Annotated in this window: 16 protein-coding genes; 3 read left to right on the top strand and 13 right to left on the bottom strand. The window is 34.1% G+C overall.

What is annotated here, in order from left to right; all coding sequences use genetic code 11:
• The first annotated feature begins 881 nt into the window (after nucleotides 1-881).
• Entirely contained in the window at nucleotides 882-1,538 is a 657-nt protein-coding gene (locus CWATDRAFT_RS22475) for a HEAT repeat domain-containing protein (RefSeq protein WP_007307168.1), read from the top strand.
• A gap of 73 nt (nucleotides 1,539-1,611) precedes the next feature.
• On the opposite strand, the gene CWATDRAFT_RS22470 is transcribed toward CWATDRAFT_RS22475, so the two are convergent.
• The 8 genes from CWATDRAFT_RS22470 to CWATDRAFT_RS22435 all read right to left on the bottom strand — a co-directional run bounded on the left by CWATDRAFT_RS22470 (nucleotide 1,612) and on the right by CWATDRAFT_RS22435 (nucleotide 9,736).
• The gene (locus CWATDRAFT_RS22470) at nucleotides 1,612-3,549 is read right to left on the bottom strand and encodes a mechanosensitive ion channel domain-containing protein (protein WP_042712167.1); all 1,938 of its coding nucleotides are present in this window, start codon (nucleotides 3,547-3,549) and stop codon (nucleotides 1,612-1,614) included.
• A 47-nt stretch (nucleotides 3,550-3,596) separates the two neighbouring features.
• Nucleotides 3,597-5,750 (bottom strand): Tex family protein, encoded by a 2,154-nt coding sequence (locus CWATDRAFT_RS22465; RefSeq protein ID WP_007307165.1) that lies wholly within the window; start codon nucleotides 5,748-5,750, stop codon nucleotides 3,597-3,599.
• Nucleotides 5,751-5,882: 132 nt separating this feature from the next.
• Nucleotides 5,883-6,464 (bottom strand): Uma2 family endonuclease, encoded by a 582-nt coding sequence (locus CWATDRAFT_RS22460; protein WP_007307164.1) that lies wholly within the window; start codon nucleotides 6,462-6,464, stop codon nucleotides 5,883-5,885.
• 38 nt (nucleotides 6,465-6,502) lie between these two features.
• Nucleotides 6,503-7,099 carry a Uma2 family endonuclease gene (locus tag CWATDRAFT_RS22455; protein WP_007307163.1) on the bottom strand — a complete coding sequence of 199 codons (597 nt, stop codon included), beginning with the start codon at nucleotides 7,097-7,099 and terminating at the stop codon, nucleotides 6,503-6,505.
• An 82-nt stretch (nucleotides 7,100-7,181) separates the two neighbouring features.
• On the bottom strand, nucleotides 7,182-7,631 hold the full coding sequence (locus CWATDRAFT_RS22450) for a DUF29 domain-containing protein (RefSeq protein WP_007307162.1): 450 nt from the start codon (nucleotides 7,629-7,631) through the stop codon (nucleotides 7,182-7,184).
• 127 nt (nucleotides 7,632-7,758) lie between these two features.
• Nucleotides 7,759-8,775 carry an adenosyl-hopene transferase HpnH gene (hpnH, locus tag CWATDRAFT_RS22445; protein ID WP_007307161.1) on the bottom strand — a complete coding sequence of 339 codons (1,017 nt, stop codon included), beginning with the start codon at nucleotides 8,773-8,775 and terminating at the stop codon, nucleotides 7,759-7,761.
• Nucleotides 8,776-9,213: 438 nt separating this feature from the next.
• Nucleotides 9,214-9,483 (bottom strand): Txe/YoeB family addiction module toxin, encoded by a 270-nt coding sequence (locus tag CWATDRAFT_RS22440; RefSeq protein ID WP_007307160.1) that lies wholly within the window; start codon nucleotides 9,481-9,483, stop codon nucleotides 9,214-9,216.
• The gene (locus tag CWATDRAFT_RS22435; RefSeq protein ID WP_007312230.1) at nucleotides 9,464-9,736 is read right to left on the bottom strand and encodes a type II toxin-antitoxin system Phd/YefM family antitoxin; all 273 of its coding nucleotides are present in this window, start codon (nucleotides 9,734-9,736) and stop codon (nucleotides 9,464-9,466) included. Before CWATDRAFT_RS22435 ends, CWATDRAFT_RS22440 begins: the two co-directional genes overlap by 20 nt.
• Before the next feature lie 308 nt (nucleotides 9,737-10,044).
• Here CWATDRAFT_RS22435 and CWATDRAFT_RS31965 point away from each other — a divergent pair, with 308 nt between their 5' ends.
• On the top strand, nucleotides 10,045-10,242 hold the full coding sequence (locus CWATDRAFT_RS31965; RefSeq protein ID WP_050018375.1) for a hypothetical protein: 198 nt from the start codon (nucleotides 10,045-10,047) through the stop codon (nucleotides 10,240-10,242).
• A gap of 219 nt (nucleotides 10,243-10,461) precedes the next feature.
• Here the strand turns inward: CWATDRAFT_RS31965 and CWATDRAFT_RS22425 are convergent, their stop codons facing one another.
• The 5 genes from CWATDRAFT_RS22425 to CWATDRAFT_RS22415 all read right to left on the bottom strand — a co-directional run bounded on the left by CWATDRAFT_RS22425 (nucleotide 10,462) and on the right by CWATDRAFT_RS22415 (nucleotide 13,443).
• Nucleotides 10,462-10,758 carry an NACHT domain-containing protein gene (locus CWATDRAFT_RS22425; protein WP_007307158.1) on the bottom strand — a complete coding sequence of 99 codons (297 nt, stop codon included), beginning with the start codon at nucleotides 10,756-10,758 and terminating at the stop codon, nucleotides 10,462-10,464.
• 135 nt (nucleotides 10,759-10,893) lie between these two features.
• The gene (locus tag CWATDRAFT_RS41150; RefSeq protein ID WP_021829696.1) at nucleotides 10,894-11,028 is read right to left on the bottom strand and encodes a hypothetical protein; all 135 of its coding nucleotides are present in this window, start codon (nucleotides 11,026-11,028) and stop codon (nucleotides 10,894-10,896) included.
• Nucleotides 11,029-11,306: 278 nt separating this feature from the next.
• Nucleotides 11,307-11,438, bottom strand: a complete 132-nt coding sequence (locus tag CWATDRAFT_RS41145; protein ID WP_268742535.1) for a hypothetical protein — start codon at nucleotides 11,436-11,438, stop codon at nucleotides 11,307-11,309.
• Between the two features lie 130 nt (nucleotides 11,439-11,568).
• Nucleotides 11,569-11,961: a hypothetical protein gene (locus tag CWATDRAFT_RS22420; RefSeq protein ID WP_007307157.1), complete on the bottom strand. Its 393-nt coding sequence runs from the start codon at nucleotides 11,959-11,961 to the stop codon at nucleotides 11,569-11,571.
• A 111-nt stretch (nucleotides 11,962-12,072) separates the two neighbouring features.
• Nucleotides 12,073-13,443 carry a tetratricopeptide repeat protein gene (locus CWATDRAFT_RS22415; RefSeq protein ID WP_007307156.1) on the bottom strand — a complete coding sequence of 457 codons (1,371 nt, stop codon included), beginning with the start codon at nucleotides 13,441-13,443 and terminating at the stop codon, nucleotides 12,073-12,075.
• A gap of 142 nt (nucleotides 13,444-13,585) precedes the next feature.
• Between CWATDRAFT_RS22415 and CWATDRAFT_RS22410 the strand changes: the two genes are divergently transcribed.
• Nucleotides 13,586-14,698: an esterase-like activity of phytase family protein gene (locus CWATDRAFT_RS22410; RefSeq protein ID WP_007307169.1), complete on the top strand. Its 1,113-nt coding sequence runs from the start codon at nucleotides 13,586-13,588 to the stop codon at nucleotides 14,696-14,698.
• Nucleotides 14,699-15,036 lie beyond the last annotated feature (338 nt).

Here is a 15,036-nt window from a genome sequence, read left to right as displayed (position 1 = left end):
ACAGAGAACGGCAGTGCAGCTTGACTCCTGCATGTNACTCTAGAGGATCCCANTTTGGGGTTTATTGCGACTTATTTCTCCAAAAATGAGACAGTAACGCTCAAAGTTGAGAAAAGAATCACTTAATCTTAGTGCTAATTTTATTTCCTTGACTTTTGAATCATTGACTAAACGATCTACTGTGGTGATGATTTGAGAAATAAGCGATCGCTCAATTTCGTTTAATTCTAAGTTAAACGAAGGAATGGGACTAGGGGTTAACAATGACCATGTATAAGGTTGAAATTGCTTATTTTTTAGTTTTATCAGTCCTTCTTGTTCCCCTAGTCGTAGTAAAGCACAACAACGGGCATAGGTGTACTGAATAATCCAGGAATTATCATGGTTTGTTGATTTTAAGGGAGAATTTTTCTGAGGATAGGAAAAAGTAGGCCAACATTGTAACCAAAGTGATAAACTGCGATCGCACAGTGTAAAGTCTAACCAACCCTGATCAAGAAGCTTGACGGTAAAGTTTAAGCATAAGTCTGGTTGTGTTGTTAAAGGTTGTTTAAGGGTGTTAAAAATTCTTTCTGCAACAGTGAAGGGAGAATCAGGGGATAATTGAAAAGCGATCGCACAACGATAGGTGATAGATTCAATTCTAGGCAAACGAAACAAAGAAATAGAGGTTTCCTTTGATGTAAGAGGAGGGAACCTCAATGTATCTGAACTTGTTAAGCGAGTCAAGAGGGACTCTTGTAATTGTTGTTGAAGAGAAATGTCGCTTAGTGTAAACTGAAATCGCACTTATTTGTCTTGGATCAACGCTATAATTGTAACAACACTTTACATTAAGTTACACAACTTAACAGCGTCCCTAATGGGAAATTTATATAATCATGCAAATAAATGAGATTAAAGCCTTTCTTGACAGTCCCGATCCTCAAAATCGCATCAAAGCGATAATAGAGTTAAGGAATCATCCAGCGAATGTGGTTGTACCCTTACTCAAACAAAGAATATATGACAAAGAGTTTGTGATTCGTTCCTATGTGGCCATGGGTTTAGGGTATAAAATGACTGACGAGGGTTTTGATATCCTGCTCAATTTAATTGACAATGATGCAGATCCCAATGTCAAAGCCGAAGCAGCTAATTCTTTGTCTAAGTATGGAGAGAAATCAATTCCCTATTTAGTTGAACTGTTTAGAAAAGAATCTCACTGGTTACTGAGGCAAAGTATCTTTGCAGCTTTAAGTGAAATGGCTTCTCCAGATGTATTTCTCAAGCTTTCCTTATGGGGACTGGATGGGGATGATTTAACGGTAAAATTAGCATCAATCTCTTATCTGCAAAACATAAAGGGAACGTCACTTGAACCGGAGGCTATCAATGTACTTCTTGATCTATGCACCAGTGACATAGTAGCCATTAGAAAGCAGGTGGCTAGAGTTTTAGGAGATTTTGATACTCCTGAAGCTAAAGCTGCATTAGTGCAATTACGAGAAGACGAAGATCATCGAGTTGTAGGTGCAACTTTAGAAGCTCTGCTTTAATTTTTTGTGTTATATCATGTTTGGGGTTTATCAATTATTAATTGTTAATTGTACATTGTTAATTGAAAAATCCCTATTTTTCATGATCACAGAAACGATAAAACAAATAACTATCTTTAAAAGGATGTTGATCTAATACATGATGAATAATTCCTCTTTCAACTAAAATTTGACCTAATTCAATGGCTTCTTCTCTGGTATAGTTATAATGTTTAACGAACCAATTGACGGCTTCTGAACCAATAAAACAAGCTGGATAAATATTAAGACGATAACGACGGTCTTGGATACTAACACCTTTATCGGAACACATTTGTTTAACTAATGCGTTGATTTCATTTTCTGTTAATCGGTCTTCTAAAGGATCTAATTCATCATCATTAAGAGAACTTCTTAAATATTGGTCAACTTCTTGATCAGATTGTGATTGAGGAGAATGTTTTGAGTCTGGGGTAGGTAATATATTTGAAATCAAATGTTTTAGATGAGAAGACTTTAGATTAAGATCCCGTTGAGGAAAAGGAATTTCAATCCCATAGTCACGCAGGTTTTTTTCTATAGCATAATTAAGTTCACTTTTAATACGAAATTGATGTCTAGGTTCTAATAACCACACTCTCAATTCAAAGTTTAAGGAACTGTCTGCAAACTCTTGAAATAAAACTTTGGGACGAGGGGTAACTAATATCTCTTTATGTTCTCTTGCTGCTTTTAATAAGGCAACTCTAACCCTTTTAATATCTGAACCATAGGCAACTCCAATAGGAAGACGAATAGCTGAAGTTGAATCTCCGTGGGACCAATTAATTACTTCACTTTCCAAAAAACGAGAATTAGGCACAATAATCGAAACACCATCCCAAGTTTTGATCTGGGTACTTCTTGCACCAACACTTTGCACTGTCCCCACTAAATCACCCAATTTAATAAAATCTCCTACTTGAATTGGTCTTTCTAAAATAATAATTAAACCACTGATGAAGTTATTAGCAATATTTTGTAGTCCAAAACCAATTCCTACCCCCAACACACTAGCAATAATAGTCAAAGCACTGAGATCCAATCCCCACAGTTGCAATAAAGTAATTAATCCTAAAAATAGCAAAATGTATTGGGTTAGGGTTCCTACGACTTCTTGAATATTTCGATTTGCTCCTAAACGACTTAATAAATAGGATTTAATTAAGAAAACTAACCCTTTGACTAAGAACCATAAACTTACAGTCAAAGCTAAAAGTAAGAGTAATTGCAGCGCAGAATAACTTTTTTGTCCTAAACTAAAAATCGGTTCCCCTAACAACATTCTTATTTGATAGACTTGACTTCTAGCTTGAGGAAATAAAGAACAAATATAAAGGATTCCACTGAACCATAAAACTAGGGGACTAACTAACAGAAAAATGCGCCAACATGATTTGATTAATGCTTTACTTAAATAAACATTAGCAAGATTTGGTTTCCAATCACGAAACCACCTTTTTTCCCACATTCCCAAACAAATTAATACACAATGAATAATAATTGTTCCTAAAATAATTCCTAAACTTAATAAAGTAGCGTTACGGACATAACTAGAACTTCGTTCTAATTGACCTCTTGCTAAAGCTTTATTTAAGTGATTTTTCCAAATAGTAGCTTGTTCAAAACTATTAATCCCTTCAATAACATCAACTTCTGTTACACTTAATAAATGACGTTTTGTGGTTTGATTACGAATGGCTGTTTGTTGCGAATCTTGAACAATAACTATTTTTATCGGTTCAGAAGAAAAAACTTCTTCTGCTAAAGCTGTATTGATAATTTCGGCTCTTTCTTCTGCCCTAAAATTTGGCAAAGAACCAACTTTAAATAATACATAACCATCGACAATAATTGGTGATTTTTGTAGCATTTCTAAGGTTGTATTTTGAGCTACATTTTTGAAAGGAAGTCCTATGATAATTAGAATCAATAAACTTAAAATAATTAATCGCCAAACCCTAAAAGATAAGAGCTTTCTTAATTTATTCATAACCAACATAAGACTTCAACAATAATATGATAAGATATCGCCATCAATTATACTTCTTTCATTGATAAACTAACCCGTTTTAATTTTTCATCTATTTCTAATACTTTCACTTTGACAACTTCTCCAACTTTGACAACTTCGTTAGTATCGTTAACAAAATAATTTGCCAGTTGAGAGATATGAATTAACCCGTCTTGATGTACTCCAATATCAATAAATGCACCAAATTTTACTACATTGGTAATAACTCCTTCTAGGATCATCCCCTCGCTTAAATCACTAATTTCTGTCACCCCTTCTTTGAAGGTTGCATACTTAAATTCTTCTCTAGGATCTCGTCCTGGTTTTTCTAATTCTGCTATAACATCTTCTAAGGTTGGTAACCCAATGGTATCGGTTACAAAGGTGTTTAAATCCAAAGATTTTAAGCGAGAACTAATGTTATTAATATCAGATAAAGAAACCCCTAATTGTTTGATAATTGTTTCAACTACTGTATAACTTTCAGGGTGTACTGCGGTATTATCTAAGGGATTTTTTCCTCCTCTAATTCTTAAAAAACCAGCTGCTTGTTCATAAGCTTTTGGTCCTAATTTGGAAACTTTTAATAATTCTTTCCTATTATTAAATATTCCGTTTTTATCCCGATAACTTACGATATTATTAGCAATGGTTGGGGTGATTCCTGAAACAAAAGTTAATAGTTGTTTTGATGCGGTATTGAGATCAACTCCCACATAATTAACACAACTTTCTACTGTTTCCTCTAGATTCTTTTTTAAGAGTTTTTGATCTACATCGTGTTGATATTGTCCCACACCAATAGATTTAGGATCAATTTTCACTAATTCTGCTAAGGGATCTTGTAATCTTCTGCCAATACTAATGGCACCTCTAACGGTAATATCTAAGTCTGGAAACTCTTCTCGTGCTAGATCGCTTGCTGAATAAATAGACGCACCCGACTCATTTACAATGACTTTGATAGGTTGATTTTCTAATGGTTTGATTACCTCCCCAACAAATTGATCGGTTTCCCGAGAAGCAGTACCATTTCCAATCGCTATTAATTCTATTTCGTACTTTTGTATTAGATTTTTTAATGTATTTTTTGCTTCTTTTTGTTTAGCTGCACCAGTATGAGGAAAGATAGCTTGATACTCTAAAAATTGACCTGTTTCTGATAAAACAGCGACTTTACAACCTGTACGAAACCCTGGATCAATAGCTAAGGTTGGTTGCATTCCTGCGGGGGGAGATAACAGTAATTCTCTTAAGTTAATTTCAAAGGTATTAATAGATTCAAGATCAGCCCAATTTTTTCTATCTGCTCTCACTTCTCTGAGTAATGAGGGTTTAATTAGTCTATTAAATGAGTCTTTAAGCATCGATTGATAAAATGCTTTTATTCCCTTATTTTTTGTCTTTATTTCTTCATTATATAAATATGCAGTTATATAGGTTTCATCAAAATCAATACTAAGGGAAATAATTTTTTCTGTTTCCCCTCTAAACAAAGCTAAAATATTATGAGGAGCTATTTTAGTTACACTAGCTTGAAAGTTACGATACATTTCATATTTTGTACTCCCTTCAGGATGCTCTTTTTTGATGCTAGAAATAAAAATACTTTCTTTCATTAAATAGTCTCGTAAATAGGCTCTTAAATTAGCTTTTTCTGCTACTTCTTCGGCTAAAATATCTGATGCACCTTGTAACGCTTCTTCAAGATTATTAACTCCTTTTTCTTCTGAGATATATTCTCCTGCTATTTCTTCTAAAGATTGTAGTTTTGCATCAGGAATATTAAGATATTTGATTGCAGTTGCTAAACCTTCTAAACCTTTTTCTCTTGCTATAGTTGCTTTAGTTCTTCGTTTGGGTTTATAAGGCAAATATAAGTCTTCTAATTCTGTTTTTGATAAACAAGATTCTATTTTTTTCTGTAATTGATCCGTTAATTTATCTTGATTTTTAATTGCTTCTAAAATTGTGTCTTTGCGTTTATCTAACTCGCTTAAATAAGTATAACGTTCCAAAATATCTCTTAACTGAGTTTCGTCTAGTGATCCTGTTTTTTCCTTACGATAACGAGCAATAAAGGGAACAGTTGCACCTTCAATTAATAATTCAAGAGACTGCTCAACTTGTTGCTGTTGTAAAGATAATTCAGTGGCAATAATTTTGTTGTAATCAAGCATAATTTAGCTTTTACTTTTGAACCATTAATACTATAACATAAGCATCCTACTTTTCAGCAATTAACAATGAACAATTAATAATTAATAATTCGGTAACAGATGAGAAAGCTGTGTTACTGTTTTTTTCATTTGTTACCAACTAAAAATTTTATTAGCTGTTAAATATAATTCTATTTTATCTAAGATAGGTAGAGTTTCTTGAGGTGTTTCATTATTAGATAGATCAGCTTTATAAACTCTAGGAGTTTGTTGAGGTTGAAAGACAAAAATTGATTTATCATCGGGATCAATTAACCAACCCAACGGACTACCATGTTCTAAACAGTGTAAAATATTATCAATAACTTTAGTTGATTTTTGATTAGGGGAAAGAATTTCTATTGTCCAGTCAGGTGCGAAAAAAATAGCACTATTTTCTGGTTCTCCTGCATTATTTAAAGGTATTTTATCCCAATACACAACCGCAATATCAGGAACCACAGAACGACCACCAAAAGTACAACGTAATTCAGGAAAAGCAAGAGCAACTTGACTCGCTTCAGCTACTAACTCTATGGCACTGGCTAATTTTAATTGTAACCGACTATGATGGGTTTTAGGCATAGGTTTTTGTATCACTTCACCATTTATATATTCCCACGCAGGAGATTCATCAATATTGGGTTTTTTAAGAAAGTCCTCAAGAGTTAAGGGTAAAATGGGTGTAGTTGTCATTAGAGATAATAAGATAATTTTGTCTTCTGTGTAGTCAATTATTTTGCTTTCATTTGTAACCAGCTAAAAATTTTATTAGCTGTTAAATCTAATTCTATTTTATCTAAGATAGGTAGAGTTTCTTGAGGTGTTTCATTATTAGATAGATCAGCTTTATAAACTCTAGGAGTTTGTTGAGTTTGAAAGACAAAAATTGATTTCTCATCGGGATCAATTAACCAACTCAACTGACTACCATGTTCTAAACAGTGTAAAATATTATCAATAACTTTAGTTGATTTTTGATTAGGGGAAATAATTTCTATTGTCCAGTCAGGAAAAGAGTTAAACTGATTAGCAATATCTCCTGCTTCTGTCACAGGTATTCTCTCCCAATAAAATACACTAACATCGGGAACAATTGAACGATTACCAAAGTTACAACGCAACTCAGGTAAACTATAAGCAATATTAGCTGTTTGAGCTACTTCGTTAATAGTTTCCCACAGTTTATATTGAAGCTTACTATGTTGTCCTTGAGGCATAGGCTTTTGTATTATTTCACCATTAGTATATTCCCACGCAGGAGATTCATCAATATTGGGTTTCCTGAGAAAGTCGTCAAGGCTTAAGGGTAAAATTGGGGTGGTAGTCATAAGGAATAGTCGATTAACACTTTATGCTAAACAAAAGTTTAGTATTCTTAGTTTAGCCTAATGATGTGCATATTTTTATTACTCAATCATCCCCAAGAATTTCCTGTGTACTAAAAGGACATTTTTCAGGAAAGACTGAAGCAGATAATTGTGTTGTTTCTATTGCTCTTTTTCGTGCTTTTTTATACACTTCTTCAATGTTCTTCAAGAAATAATTATAAAGGGTTTTAGATTCTAGTAATAATCCCAACTCATAACGGAAGTTACTAATTTCTTCTTGCCAACCTCTACCACAGTAGGGTTTTTCATTTTCCCAATAATGATATAATAATAAATGAATCAATAATTGTCTCAAATAGCTTTTAACTTTTCGTCTTTGTTCGTTTCCCAATGCCTCTATTTCCTCAGTTAAATGCTCCCAGTCTAATTGATTTACATTTCTATTTTTAACTAATTCTATGGTTTTAACTAGCCATAAATAGTAATCTTTTTCATAAATATCTGTTAATATTGTCTCTGGTAAAGGAATCATTATCTTAATCCTATTATTCTATTTATAAAACCAAAATTTTACCTTGCTTATAATTATCATACCAAAAGATAGATTAAGGGAATAGATAACTTACTTGTAGTTTCTATTCCCTCAAAATTAAACGAAACTAGGCACCGATAACACTTCCTAAAGCACGTCCCATATTAGCAGGGTTCAAAGCATCAACTGCTGCTGAGGGTTCATAGCCACAATGTACCATACAGTCTGCACATTTAGGATTACCACTAGCTTGACCATAGTTTTCCCATTCGGTTTTTTCCATTAATTCATCGAAGGTTTTATAATGTCCCTCGTTGAGAAGATAACAGGGTTTTTGCCAACCCAAAACGCTATAACTAGGACTTCCCCAAGGGGTACATTCATAATCTTTGTCCCCTACAAGAAAATCTAAAAAGAGAGGGTTATGATTAAAGTTCCATTTCTTTTGACCTAGTTTCCAAGGGGTTAAAATTTTCTGGAATAAGGCTTTAGTTTGTTCCCGTTTTAAGAAGTTTTCTTGATCCGGGGCCCACTCATAACTATAGCCAGGAGAAATCATCATCCCATCGGTTCCCAAGGTCTCCAGAAAATCAAAAAATTCCTGCATTTCTTTGGGATCGGTTCCTTCAAAAACAGTAGTGTTTGTAGTCACCCGAAACCCTTTGGCTTTGGCTGCTTTTATCCCTGCGATCGCTTTATCAAATACTCCTGGGCGATCGACACATTTATCATGATGTTCCCTCAACCCATCTAAATGCACACTAAAGCAAAAATAAGGAGAAGGTTCAAACTTATGTAAACTCTTTTCTAAGAGAATAGCGTTGGTACAAAGATAGACAAATTTCTTCCTTTCTACTAACCCTTTGACAATCTCATCAATTTGCGGGTGCAACAAGGGTTCCCCACCAGGAATAGATACCACTGGCGCACCACATTCTTCTACTGCTTTAAAGCATTCTTCGGGGGTGAGATTACGGGCTAAAATATCTGTGGGATGTTGAATTTTTCCACATCCAGAACAGGCTAAGTTACAACGGAATAAGGGTTCTAGCATCAATACCAAAGGAAAGCGTTTACGACCCTTGAAACGTTGGCTGATGATATAAGTCCCTACGCTGAGAGCTTGTTTTAATTGAACGGCCATAGATTTCTCTTCACACCATGTAATTTTTTGTTATTATAGTCTCTCTATCCAGTTATCTGGGGAAATTATTCAAAATCTTTTTGACAATTTAATAATCTTTGTTAATTTAATAATTTGTATTGTATTTGTATTTTTAATGATTTGCTTTTGAACCACAATCCTAAAAAAAGTAACTAATTATACAAAATAACCATAAAACTATCTCAAATTCTAGGGAATAATTGCAAGCAATTCTTATTAATTAACGAATTAATCAGGGGTGTAGACCATACTACTTTTTTATGTTATTATGGATGACAGTCAGGATATGCTAGAGAAATTTTAGGCTATGTGATAAAGCTAGCCTGATCTATTGAAATAATTTTTGTCATATTGGAAAGCGATCGCTAATAAACGGACTTTTGTAATATTTAAAACAAAAAAATATCAATCACTTATTTAAACTTGGTCGTAGTGACCACCAATAGCGAAAATATAGATATAGTTATCATCAAACTTATAAATTAGTCTATCTTTTTGAGATAATCTTCTTGACCAAAAACCACTAAGATTATGTTTTAAGGGTTCAGGTTTTCCTGTGCCAACAGTAGGATCTCCTCTTAACATTTCTTTAAGTAATTTACAAAGATTTGTATGTATTTTTTTGTCTTTTTGTCTTAATTCCTCATAAACTAACCATGTTTTTCCTTCAAATACTAATGATCTCATCTAATTCTTCATCCGTTGGGGAGTAACCTTTTCTGTGTGTATGAGTTATGGTTGAATCAGCAATTTGTTGCATTAAACTGCTATTTTGTAGGATATAAAGGGTTTCTTGTTGTTGTTCCCAGTCTTCAGCACTAATAACAATAAAATCTTGTCCATTAGTTCCCTTGACTTTAAGGGGGAGATGTTGCTTAATTACTTGTTCGATAAACTGTTTTATATTGGCTTGAAATTGATTAACATTTACAGAATTCATCGGAAATTTTGGGTTTGAAACCCCGTCCTTATAGGACGGCTTTACATATCCCTTGCGGGAGAGGGTTTTAGTATGCCGATAAGGCCGAGAACCCCCTAACTCCTTTAAGTCCCTTCGGTGCAACACAACTAAGATGTCCTGTCTAAAAGCACCTAACCAATTAGGTTTACAGATAGTCCGAACGAGGGAAGTATTCGGAAGTGTGTACCAAGCTGTGTCTCCATGCGGTATTCACCTCTTACGTTGACTAAATTGGTCCAGGCAATCCCTGCACTTTTAGGGCAGGGTTGGTGAACTGTTAATCTCTCATGGCGATTATTTCTCTTCATTATACCTTTTTGATCAGTGATCAGCTATCGGTAATTAGGTGTTCAATAATAAGCAAATCTATTTATCCTAACTCTCAACAAAGCGATCGCATTCCTGGACGTTTACGAGGTCAATGTACTGTTCCCGATGATTTTTATCAAACAGATCAAGAATTAATTACATTGTTTGAAGGATGATAACTATATAAAAACAGTAGGGTGGGTTAGACGGGAGAAATTTAGGTTGAAACGAGAATTTAACAGTCCGTCGTAACCCACCACCTCACAAGGCGATCGCTTATTCTTAGTCTTCAGCCTCAAAACTCTAGCACTATATATTTATGTACTACTTAAAAGGTGATCGCTGTGAAAATTTATGTGAAAAATGCTTGCTTTTTCTTGACTTGACATGATATTCTATAGACAATGGAAAAGGTGTGCGCTTACAACCTTCTGTTGTGGGGAATAAATGCTTAACGTTGCAACAAGCCTTTGATCAGCTGCATGATTAAACCAAGTTTTGATATAGTCTGCTGTTTTTTCAACATCAAAAGGAACAATTTCAACTTCTTTACCTCCATCAATAAAGTTTCCTGCATATCCCACAATACGGGATGTACAAATAACCTGACAAGGATAGTTGCTCAAAAATCTATTTATTTTTTTAGTTAAGGATATTCTGTCATCTTTCGGTACTTCATCCAAAGCATCCAATAATAATAAACATTTTCCTTGTTCTAGTTTTTTCTGTAAATAGTATTCAATTTTATCAATAATTTTTGGATAGTCTTTTATGAGAATGTTGGGAATAATATCAATGATTTCACCTTCTTCTCGTGCTAACTCTGATCAACGAATAAATAAGGGAAAAACAACATCATTAATTAACCTATTTTCTATATTTTCTAATTCTTCTTTAACCTTGATAACAGTTTCATTCTTTAATAAGGTAGATTTTCCCATACCTGGATCAGCAAGCACCATAATTTTTTCATGGTCTTTTTTTGCTTCCCCCAGTCAACTTTAACTGTTTTAGTTTCTTCTTTTATTCCTTTGATAGCATAAGCATCTGTTGAGTCTAAATCAAAGATACCATAGTTTCTAATTGTTTCAATTTCATGGGTAAACTGTCTTTCTAAAGTAACTTGAATGGGAATATATTGATCTTGTAGCTTAACTTTGTCTTGAGTATGGAATAGTTTTAATTCTTGATATTTTACTTGTATTTGTTGTAAAAAATGACAGTATAATTCTTTTAATTCTTATTCCGTTAGATTAGGTTTATGTTTTTTGTGAGATTTTTCGCCATAATTAGACACAGGGTTATTAATGGTTACTTCTCCACCCTTAATATTAATCCCTTGCCAATTTTCATTAGTTTCTTGATTTCCCATTATTCATAAAAAGAGTATTTTTTAGATTCATTTTTAACAGGTAATACCATATCTATAAATGGTGGGTTACGGTGGATATTAATTCCTAAATAATCTACATAGCATATTGCCACCTAACCCACCCTACGTATTAATTAAAGGTTAAAGTATTATTGCTAATAGTGTTAGTACCCCCTTTAATATTAATACCTTTCCAGTTTTCAATAACTTGTTTTGCTTCTGAGTTTTCTTGTATCATTTTACCTAATTTTTCGAGTTCTTTTTTAATTTCATCATCACTATTTGCTATTTCCTTAACAACCTCTGCTTCCATAATCTCTTGTGAGTCACTACCATCTTCTAACTTAGCTACCTTATCAGGAAACTTACTCTGTATTAACTTTAGGACATTATTAGCTTGATTTAAACCAATATCAACCAACTTATCACTGGTTTTTGCAACTATTTTTTTACGTGCTTTATCAACGGTTTGAGTGGCCAACAGTGTCAAAAAAGCTGTTACACCGCTAGTGAGTAATTCCATATTTATACCAATATCTGACTTTCTAGTATAAGTATAGCATAATCTTAATGGTGACGAAAAACATGACCTAATTTTTTAGGCAATCGCTAAACATTAACAAAGTTTAAATGATTAGTTTTCTATTAAAATATTATCCCGTTCAAATTGATTTTTAAATTCATTAATAGGATTTTCTATAGTTTCTATTTCATCCTTAATAGACTCAATATCATTCGGTGAAGCTGGTAATGTTTCCTCAACACTAGGAATTGGTTGTTCTTCAATTACTGGATTCATTCCTTCATTTACTTTTTGAATTTGTGCTAAAAAATGCTCTTGATTATGATTAAGAGAACGAGCTAAAATTAACCCTTCTTGGAAAGCAAATAAAGCAGGTTCATATTGCTCGTTTTCTAGATAAATCTCTCCAATTTTGTCATAAACTTTCATCAAACCATAATAATTATAAGATAATTGTTCCACTTGAATTAAGCGTTGATATATCTGTAAAGCATAATTTTCTTGTTCATATTCGGTGTACAAATTAGCCAATTTTGTTAATGCTTTTGCTGCCGAACCAAACTGTTGTAAAGACCAAGCTAAAGCATAAGCTTCTTGATAATTTTGACTAGCTAACTCTGGTTGATCTAATGATTGATAATCTTGGCCAATCTCAATCTTTAAAGGAGGAACAAGTTCAATGTTTTGACTAGCAAGATAACTATCTACTAATCTTTGTTTAATATTCGCTGAATTATTGGGTTGTAAAGCAGCAGTATAAATTTCCGCTAATGCTTGTAAATATAACCCTTCTTCGTAAGTATTTTGTTCCAGTTGTGCTATCTCTAATAATTCCTCATAAACAATGGCAGCATTGGGATAATCAAATTTAGCTAAATAGAGTCTTCCTAACCCTTGTAACGCTTCTTTCTCTGTAAAAGGACTGTCATTTTTTCTGGCATAGTCTAAAACTTTTTGATAAACAATAATAGAATTATCTAAACTATGTAACTTAGCATAAGCATTAGCTAAAGCAACCAAAAATCTTGGACTTAGGGGATCTTCTTGTTCCGATAATTCTTGTAATTTAACTATTCTTTGACTGATAATTTGTACATCTTCGCTACGGGTTTTATTCCAAGCAACTTCCCCAACTCGTCCCAAAGCATTAACTTCTTCTATTCTCCCTAAAACTCGTCTTAATCTTAACTCTCTGTACCAAATTTCAAAGGCAAGATTATCATTACCAACATTTGATTCTTCTTGTGCTTTTTGGTTTAATGTATCTAGTTCTATTCTCAATCTTTTTTGTTCCAATGGACTTAGAGGACGAGGAACAGAAGGAAGTAATGGATCATCTAAAGGTAATTCTAACGGGTTTAATTCTGGTTCCGGTAAGGATAAAGCACGATAATTAAACTGTATAAAATAACCAGCATAAACAATAAGAGTTAGAATAAATAAAACAGAAAGCTTATTTATAGAATTACGAAGATAAACCATAATTTTCCTCACCAAAATTTACATTAATAATCAACTTAACCGATAACCGTTCACTGATCACTAATCTAAGGTAACATTTGAGGGAGAATTATGTTACTTGGATATTAACGTGAGGAAAATTGTTAATCTAATCCTAGCTTTAATGGTTATAATAGGCTTGTCTGCTTGTAGCGAAATGCCCCAAATTCAAGCAGAAGAAAGGCTATTTCCCCAGATTAGCCTAGAATATTTAGACAAGTACGAAATACCATCCCAGATTTTCCAGGAAACCCCCATCGGTGGCTTATCAGCCATTACTTACGATCGCAAAAAGGATCGCTTCTATGCCTTGTCCGACGATCGCTCCCAACGCTCTCCTGCTCGATTTTATACCCTAAAAATAGATATTTCTAGTAATGATGAGCAAATTACTAAAATACAAGGAGTAACTGTGGAGAATGTCACCCCTCTCCAAGACGAAGCAGGACAAAATTACTCCCCGCAAACCATCGATCCAGAGGGCATTGCCTTGTCTCCTAGAGGCACTTTATTCATTTCTAGTGAAGGAATACCTAAAAAGGAAATTAACCCCTTTATCGGCGAATTTAACCCGACTACAGGACAACTTCAACAACAGATTCGTCTACCCCAAAAATATCTCATCCCCACCGATCCCGAAAGTGAACCGAGGGGAGTAGAAGAAAATCTCGGCTTTGAACCCTTAACCATCAGTGCCACCAGTACCGTCAAAGATGACCCCTTTCGCCTGTTTACTGCCACTGAAGGTTCATTGAAACAAGATACCCCCACAACCCCTCCCACAAACATTCCTGTGCGTCTGCTGCACTATGTCATCAGTCCCGTGGGTTCTCCGGTGATAGTTGCCGAACATTTATACTTATTGGATAAAAGCCCCAAAGGTGCCATTTCTAACGGGTTAACAGAATTACTAGCTTTACCCAACGAAGGTTCATGGTTAAGTTTAGAGCGAACCTTTGGCTTATTTGGTAACGGGGCAAAATTATTTCAAGTGGTTAATAGCGGTGCCTCTGATACATCAACTATTCTCAGTTTTCAACAGGGAACAGAGACCATTAAACCCCTAAGAAAAAAACTATTATTGGACTTAGAAACCTTGGAAATTGACTTAGATAATTTAGAAGGTATGACCTTTGGACCTAGATTTGCCGATGGCAGTCAAACCCTATTTTTAGTTAGTGATGATAACTTTAATGCCGAGCAAACCACCCAACTGTTACTATTTAGACTGAGTTAAATACGAAGAGGTTCGGAACTTTCAGGGGTGCTTACGGATCATGTTTTATAGCCCCAATATTTGAGGATGGGGATCAACAAAAAACCAATATGTGAATTGCGAAGCATCAAAATCAAGGACAAATATCAACCTGAGTTCGATATAAGGACATTTGCAGAAAACTATATCAAATCAGAAGTATCAAACCTCATTCCTCGTTACAACATTCTAATCCGAAATCCTAGTCCAATTCCGAATCCTTACGTGAGATTTGAACAGTATCGGGAATCTCACTCGACATCGAAAAGGGCAAATTCCGAGTTACTGAACCCTTTTCCAACCGTTTCCAAGTCGAAGGC

The organism is Crocosphaera watsonii WH 8501 (genome assembly GCF_000167195.1).
GTDB lineage: Bacteria > Cyanobacteriota > Cyanobacteriia > Cyanobacteriales > Microcystaceae > Crocosphaera > Crocosphaera watsonii.
Note: the sequence above shows the minus strand (reverse complement) of the source record. Positions and strands in the feature narration are given on the sequence as shown.